General features: G+C 52.9%; 4 protein-coding genes. 3 read left to right on the forward strand and 1 reads right to left on the reverse strand.

Annotated features, from left to right (window positions below):
• The first annotated feature begins 2 nt into the window (after positions 1–2).
• The 3 genes from AACY31_RS06395 (at position 3) to AACY31_RS06405 (ending at position 7047) form a co-directional block, all read left to right on the forward strand.
• On the forward strand, positions 3–1973 hold the full coding sequence (locus AACY31_RS06395; protein WP_339504155.1) for a hypothetical protein: 1971 nt from the start codon (positions 3–5) through the stop codon (positions 1971–1973).
• 249 nt (positions 1974–2222) lie between these two features.
• A complete protein-coding gene (locus tag AACY31_RS06400) occupies positions 2223–4574 on the forward strand; it encodes an autotransporter outer membrane beta-barrel domain-containing protein (RefSeq protein ID WP_339504157.1) in 2352 nt (783 codons plus the stop codon).
• Between the two features lie 514 nt (positions 4575–5088).
• Positions 5089–7047 (forward strand): hypothetical protein, encoded by a 1959-nt coding sequence (locus AACY31_RS06405; RefSeq protein ID WP_339504159.1) that lies wholly within the window; start codon positions 5089–5091, stop codon positions 7045–7047.
• Between the two features lie 180 nt (positions 7048–7227).
• Here AACY31_RS06405 and AACY31_RS06410 read toward each other — a convergent pair.
• The coding region (locus tag AACY31_RS06410; RefSeq protein ID WP_339504179.1) for a transposase at positions 7228–7398 on the reverse strand (171 nt) is incomplete at its 5' end.

Below are 7398 nucleotides of genomic sequence, written 5' to 3' on the forward strand. Positions count from 1 at the left end.
AAATGAATGACCAGAATAAATTTACATTGACCTCTGCGCAGGCCCGTCAGGCCTACACGACTTGGTATTTGCAGGAGAGGGCCGAGCAACTAGCTGCTACCTTGGATCCGATAATTATTCCGGACTATTTTCCAGGGTTTCCCGAGTACAAAGGCTATGTACCTAGGGCGCTGCAGGAGACCGATCTTCAGCTAAACGTCCCAGAATGGCCGGAACAAGCCGAACTAGGCGAGACAGATACGCTCAGAATTTTTGTCAGGCGTAAAGGGGCCTCCGAATGGGGAGCCCCTACGGATACACATCCGATTTCTGGGCCATTTCAACCTGGTGACTTTCCCTATCCGACCACCGTGAGTGCTTCCGCTTTTGCAGACGAAGGGATTTACGAGTTGAAATACAGTGTACAAATCCCTTCGGGAAGCAGCACAGACTCTCTTATAGAGGAACTCGTTATCGATAAGACCCCGCCAAATGACAATCAATCTTCCACCCGCCCGTTGGAATTTAGAGACCAGCTCGCTAAAGACGAGGGGTTGACAAAGGAATACCTGGATAGTGTTAGTGGTACAGGCGTGCCGCTAGTCGTACCTGCTTACTCAGACGAACGTGATCAGGACGCCATTGAGGTTTACGTCCTGTTAGAAGAAGGCATTGTTTCGTTCAAAGCCTTTGATGATGTGATTCCTAACGACCGGACAGTCTTTATTCCGACTACATTTTTCACGGGGAAAGAAGATGGTCTGCTCGCTTTCAAATTTAAACTAAAAGATATTGTAGGTAATATCGGCCCAGACTCCGCACCGCTCGAGACTCATTTGCTGCTCCTTCCCCTTCCCGTTGGGCCGTTCCCTCCCCTGAGGGTTCCACTGGCCGAAGACGTCAAGACATTGATTGACTTGGCCGACGTTCGAGCTGGCGTCCGGGCATTGGTGCCGCTTTATACGAACCATGGAAAGAATGATCGTATTTACCTGACGTGGGGCATGCAAACGGCCAGTATTCCCCACAAAGTCGGAGATAATCCAACAGACCCAATCATCATTGATGTAAGCGACACTGAACTGATCGAACCGGATTATGGTAGCACTACTGGCGAAAAACCCACGGCAGTGACTTATCAAATCCGGCGAGGCAATCTCCCGTTTGATGCGGACGGTCCACTGAACATCAACGTCGACTTATCTCAGCTAATCGACCCTAGCATTCTGCCGAGGGTGCTTGTCCAAGGCGGTGGCACAGCGCCAGAAGATAACAAGCTGGTGGAAGGCGACAAAGGGCAGAATGCAACGGCGGCTATCACGGTACCCGTGGGGCTGGTCGGTGTTGACTGGGCGAGGCTGTACTGGGGGGATCTACCCGATTACGTATCTGAAGTAGCACCCGTGCCGGTTGCCGGCGATCCTCTCGTATTCAATGTGCCTTGGGCTGAGATCGAGAAGGTACCGGGTATTACTGTTGATGTGTGGTATGAGGTCGGCAAAAACGGAGAGAACAACCCTGCCCCTTCTCCTGTTACGGAAGTGAATGTAGAGGAGGCCGTGCCTATCAGACTTTCAGAGCCGGAATTCCCGGATGCTGAGTTTGTAAATAGCACCACATGGTGGATCAACTGTTCGTCCTGGATCGGTCCAGAAGCTAACTTGCGGTTGCATATTCCACCGAATCCAATGCTGTCGGCAGGCCAGTCGATGAGCATTACCGTACAAGGGTATGATTCGTTTCCACCTGACCCGGCCAATGAAGTGGGAACGGCTTGGACAAAGACGATTCCTTCACTGAGCCAATCACAAGTAGAGGACGGCTTTATAGAGTCGGTTGGGCCCAGGGCCAGTTTTGTTGACAATTTGCTAGGGCGCAGGGGGGCGTTGAAGGTCGACTATGAGGTGGTGGCCGGCACGTCGACCTTGTCAGGCACGCTTTCGATGCGTGCCGCTTCGGTGGATGCGGCAGGGCTGTGCCCGATAAATCCTTGATATTCCTTAGTTTCGGAGAAAACGTGAGGAAGCGGAAAGGGGAAAACTCGGCTTTTTCTTCTTTCCGTTTTATTTCTCCAAGAGATCGAGAAGTTCCTGTTGATATAGATTATGGGGTTTTTCCTGGTTGCATTTGGGATTTTTCCTACATGCCGTGTGTGATTCTTTGAGTATCCTGCGACCGCCTTGCACTTTGATTGCCGCTGAGTCGTGAGGAAGTGCACGTCCACTCTTACAGGTTCATACATTATGTATTCTTCGAATTCTGCGCGATTGCTTTTTTCCGGTGTAGCGCCGGTGTCTTGCTTCCTTGTTTTGTCGATGTTGGTAAGCACATCGGTGCAGGCGGACTTAGTAGAAAATGGTGAAGTCAGGGACATTTCCCCTGGCACCCCGAGTGATCGCTACTCAGTCATCACAGGGTCCACGCTCAATGTGAATGGCGCCAACATCATGGATGTTATTTCCAATAGCTCCACAATTAATGTCCGCCCGGGTAGTACGACCCAGCAGATATGGGCAAGTAACGGTTCACGAGTGGAACTTGATGGCGCTACGGTGACTGCAACGGGGGCCGGACTCATCGCTGGCGTGCAACTGGAAGCCAGTGAAGCAACGATCAATAACAGCACGGTGACCAACGACCACGGGATTGGCCTGCATTTGTTGCAAAGCCTCGGCGTGGGGTCGTCGGCGACGGTAACGGCCGGTAGTGTTATCAAAGGGCTGGAAGGCGGAGCCTTTGCTTCAGCGTTAAGCACGCTGGATGTCAGCAACTCTCATATCGAAGGTACGGGTGCCGATAGCTACGGCGTCAGGTTGTTCAGTGCCGACGCGAAATTTACCGGCAGCACCATTATCGGTGGCCTGAATGGACTTGATCTGCGGGGTAATCGACCCCTTCCGCGTGAAGGCAACGTGTTGCTCGATGGCACGACCGTTGAAGGAAAAAACGGTGCGGCCATCCGTGTCTCGGCTGCCGGTGCCGCATCCACGGTGATCAATATCGATCTGACCAATGGTTCGAATCTCATCGCAGGTAATGGCAATTTGCTTGAGGTGGTTGGCGGTTCCACGGCGAATATGGATGTCAGCAACAGTGGTGGTGTCGTGCTGAAGGGCAATATTGATGTCTCCGAAAGCAGCACCGCTAACTTGAGTTTCGATCAAGGTCGAATGGAAGGGGACTTTATCGTTGAGTCTGGAAGCACCGGCACACTTGGACTCGCCAATGGTTCGCATTTCAAAGGCAACTTGGTTAATGTTTCCGGCGCAACCATCGACAGCGGTTCTGAATGGGAGATGACGGACAACAATACCGTTGGCGCTTTGTCATTGAATGGAGGATCGGTTGCGTTCGGTGGTGCCGGCGAGTTCTACCAGTTGAGCGTAGGCTCGCTGGCAGGCAACGGAACCTTCAAGATGGGTGTCGATTGGGCCACCAATGATCACGATGTGCTCAATATTACTGGTGTTGCCAGCGGTAATCACTCGTTGCTCGTGCCTGGTTCAGGCGTCGACCCGGCGTCACCGCAAGCGCTGACTCTGGTCAAAATGGCGGCCGGCGATGCTACCTTTGGCTTGGCCGGTAATGAAGTGGATGTCGGGACTTACTCCTACAAGCTGGTGTCAGCAAGCAATGGTTCTGGTGGGACTGACTGGTTCCTGGACCCTGAAACCGCGACGGTGAGCCCCGGTACCCGAACCGTAATGGCCCTGTTCAACACCGCTCCGACCGTCTGGCTGGGTGAGCTGACCAGCCTGCGTAGCCGCATGGGCGAGTTGCGCTTCAATGGAGGCAAGTCGGGCTCCTGGGGTCGCATGTATGGCAACAAGTACATCGTGGACGCGGCTTCCGGTACCGGCTACAAGCAGACCCAGCAAGGCTTCTCTCTGGGAGCCGATGCGCCACTGCCCGTGGGCGATGGACAATGGCTGATTGGCGCCATGGTGGGCCACAGCAACTCTGACCTGGATTTGAGCCGTGGCAGCTCAGGCACCGTGAAAAGCTACTATCTGGGCGCTTACACCACTTGGCTGGACGCGGACACCGGCTACTACTTCGACGGCGTGCTCAAACTCAACCGTTTTCATAACGAGGCGAAAGTCTCCATGAGTGACAGCACCCGTGCCAAGGGTTCCTACAACACCGCCGGCCTGGGCGGTTCGGTGGAGTTCGGACGGCATATTAAGTTGGATAACAACTACTTCATCGAACCCTATACCCAGTTTTCAACGGTGGTGATTCAGAGCCAGGATTATGGCCTGGACAATGGCATGCAGGCTGAAGGCGACCGTACTCGCTCGTTCCTCGGCAAGGTTGGCATGACCGGCGGGCGTAATTTCACCCTGGACGACGGTACCGTGTTGCAGCCCTATGTTCGGCTGGCGATGGCCCATGAGTTTGCCAAGAACAATGAGGTACAAGTCAATAACAATGTACTCAATAACGATCTTTCGGGTTCTCGCGGTGAACTCGGAGCAGGTATAGCAGCGCAGTTCAGCGAGCGTTTGCAGCTGCATGCCGATTTCGACTATGCCAATGGCAAGAATATCGAAATGCCGTTCGGTGCGAATGTGGGACTGCGCTATAGCTGGTAAGAATCGTTTTTCGCCGGGTGGTCCCAAAAAGAACCCTGCCTTCGTGCAGGGTTTTTTTGGTTTGAGGCGGCCCATCACTGGGATGATATGGGTGATACGAGGAGGTCCACACTGTAGCGAGCCCTCTGCTTGATGATCCGTACCTCACCTGCCGATGCCCAGGCCCGCTCCTACAGCTTTTGTCGTTCGCGATCATGCGTCTGGCTCAAAAACTTGTTCTTATACGTGTACCGATACAGGACAATGCCCAGGGAATACGCCCTCGTAGCGCGTAGTCAAAGAGCAATTTCAGATCCAGATGAATCCGGCGCATGGAGTTCCGTTCCAGGGCTGGGTGTGGCCGTTCGGTGGTCTGTTAGTGCGACGAACGGTATCGATACCTGTCAAGTCTGACAGTAGCCAGTCGGGGGGATAAAGAGTGGAATGGATTTGACATTGATTCTGCTGGTGTGAAATCGACAGGAACTAAATGTCATGACGTTAGGGCAGTTGATCTTGATGATTGGAGTCATAAGTGAGCGAATCGAAAGAAGGTGACGGCACAAGTGAAAGATCAGGGGTTCCTCGGAAAAGAGGCCCGATATTGATTGACTTGAAAAAACTGTCAATTCCATCGGTCATCGATGAAAGTGATCCCGAAGGTTTACTTCCCACCGGCTCGCAGAATCGAAAGTTGCTTGTTGAGGTGCCTGAGCGGTGGCCGGAGTACGCGATAGAAAATGAGGTGGATACTGTCCGGTTGTATTGGATGCGTCCCCTTAGGGAGCCTGTGCTTGTTGACGAAGTTGAACTTCCGGGCCCTATCACAGAGGACATGTTTCCTTATCCCTTGAAAGTGTCGCAGAATCTTCTCCAACCAGACGGTCGCTTCGAGGTCTGGTACGCTGTTGCTATTTCTGCTGGGGGGGCGGGGGCGCCTTCTGAACATAGATTCGTTACGGTGGATACTCAGCCACCCAGTTATGATAAACAGCTTGAGGAATTGCTTTTTCCAAGTAATCTGCCTGGAAAAATTATTACCGAAGAGTATCTTCAGAATAATAATGACAAGGTCGAATTTCGTCTTCCGCTACCTCTTTATACCGGTGCGAAGAAGGGTGATGTACTTGAATTGTTCTGGTCGCCAACGAACCCACCTACGGAACCTTCTGTTACAACGAAACCGATTAGTGATGCAGAAATTATCGCCGAAGACATTCGTGTAGATCTAAGTGGCAATGATATCCGAGCGCCGAATCAGAACGGCATGTTCCATGCTTTCTACAAGTTGCGGGATCGCGCCGGAAACGAAACGCTCACCTTTTCAAAGCCGGCAACCGGGACTGTTTCGCTGATACCGTGGCCTAGCCTGCTCCCGCCACCCACTGTGCCGTTGCACGACGATGACAACCTTGTGCACCGGGCCGACGCGCGAGCGCGGGTGCACGCGGTCGTTGAAAATATTCCCCCTCCATTGCTGCCCAATGACCAGATCGAACTGGTTTGGGATGGTGTTGCGCTGCTTCCCGAGAACGCTGTTCTGCCGTTGAGCATACCGGTGCCCTGGAATGTATTGATCGCCAATGGGCCGGGACCTTCGGTCGTCAAGGTGAACTACAACTTCATTCGAGGTGGTGGTTCGCGTGTGTCGGGAGACGCTGACATCAATATTGATTTTACGGTTGCCGGCCAGGACCATCCCAATGCACCGGCACTGCTCAATTCCCTTTTACCGCTCATAGACATTGTTGGCGGTTCGGGCGTGCCTAATGTGCTATTGCCCGGTGACCGGACCTCTCCAGTCATACCAAAGCTGAAGCTTTATCAGGCACCGAATCCCAGAGAGGTGCTCGAACTCTATTGGGGGCAATACAGCGGAGCGGTCGCCACCTATACCGTGCAGGCTGGGGACATCGAAGGTGCGGAAGTTTCGTTCACCGCCGTTTCCTGGGATGTGATTGACACAGAGCCTAATAACACGAGATTGCCGGTCTACTACACAACCAGTAATGGGGTTAATGAACAGCAATCCGAAAATACATACGTACGCGTTCAGGTCACCACCATTGATGATTTGCCTGAGCCGGTCTTTGAGGATGCGGATGCTTTTGGTTATATCGGTTGCGAAGATAAGCCGTGGGAAGGGATTCGGGTCCGTATAAATTTCGACAGCGGTCATTTTGCAGCGGGCGACGAAGTCAGGGTGTTCTGGCAAGGCTATCGAGCATTCAATTCTACCGATCCCATCGGCGAAACTTACGGTGAGTTCCCGGACGAGATAAAGCCTGAGCATATTCGTGACGGGTTTATCGATGTCTGGATCCTGCCGTTCGATCCTCACATAAAGCCGGTGTCGCGAGGGTCATGGGGCACCTACTACACTCTGAGCAAAACAGACGGGCAATTCGGTACCTCTCCGGCGCCGGAGAATTTGAAAATAATCGAAACGGTTACGGAGGATGCGTGCAATGCCGCGATACGTGGAGTTTATTGATCCACCATCTTTCTAAACAAAGAACCCTGCCTAAGGATGGTCTGAAATAGCCGGATATTCTCCGGCTATCGAGCCGTCAGTACTTTTCAAAAAACGACCCGCGTCGAAATTTGATCCATTTTCTTCATTTTTCAGCCCTTCCGGGCGCAGCAAGGCGCTTCGCAGCGCCCATTTGCTGTATTACACGCGCACCTCTCCTGTGCCCGCCAATAAATGTCGACGCGCCATCCACAGGTTTGACAGGGCGAACAACGTCACCATCTGAGCCGTGTTCTTGGCCAACCCTCGAAAGCGCACCTTTTCATAACCAAACTGGCGCTTGATCACCCGAAACGGGTGCTCGACCTTGGC

It is taken from the genome of Pseudomonas sp. RL_105y_Pfl2_101 (assembly GCF_963970585.1).
Lineage (GTDB): Bacteria > Pseudomonadota > Gammaproteobacteria > Pseudomonadales > Pseudomonadaceae > Aquipseudomonas.

Bases quoted from the DNA above. Each gene is read 5' to 3' on its own strand.
- AACY31_RS06395 (WP_339504155.1), top strand. From the start codon at position 3: ATGAATGACCAGAATAAATTTACATTGACCTCTGCGCAGGCCCGTCAG.
- AACY31_RS06400 (WP_339504157.1), top strand. From the start codon at position 2,223: ATGTATTCTTCGAATTCTGCGCGATTGCTTTTTTCCGGTGTAGCGCCG.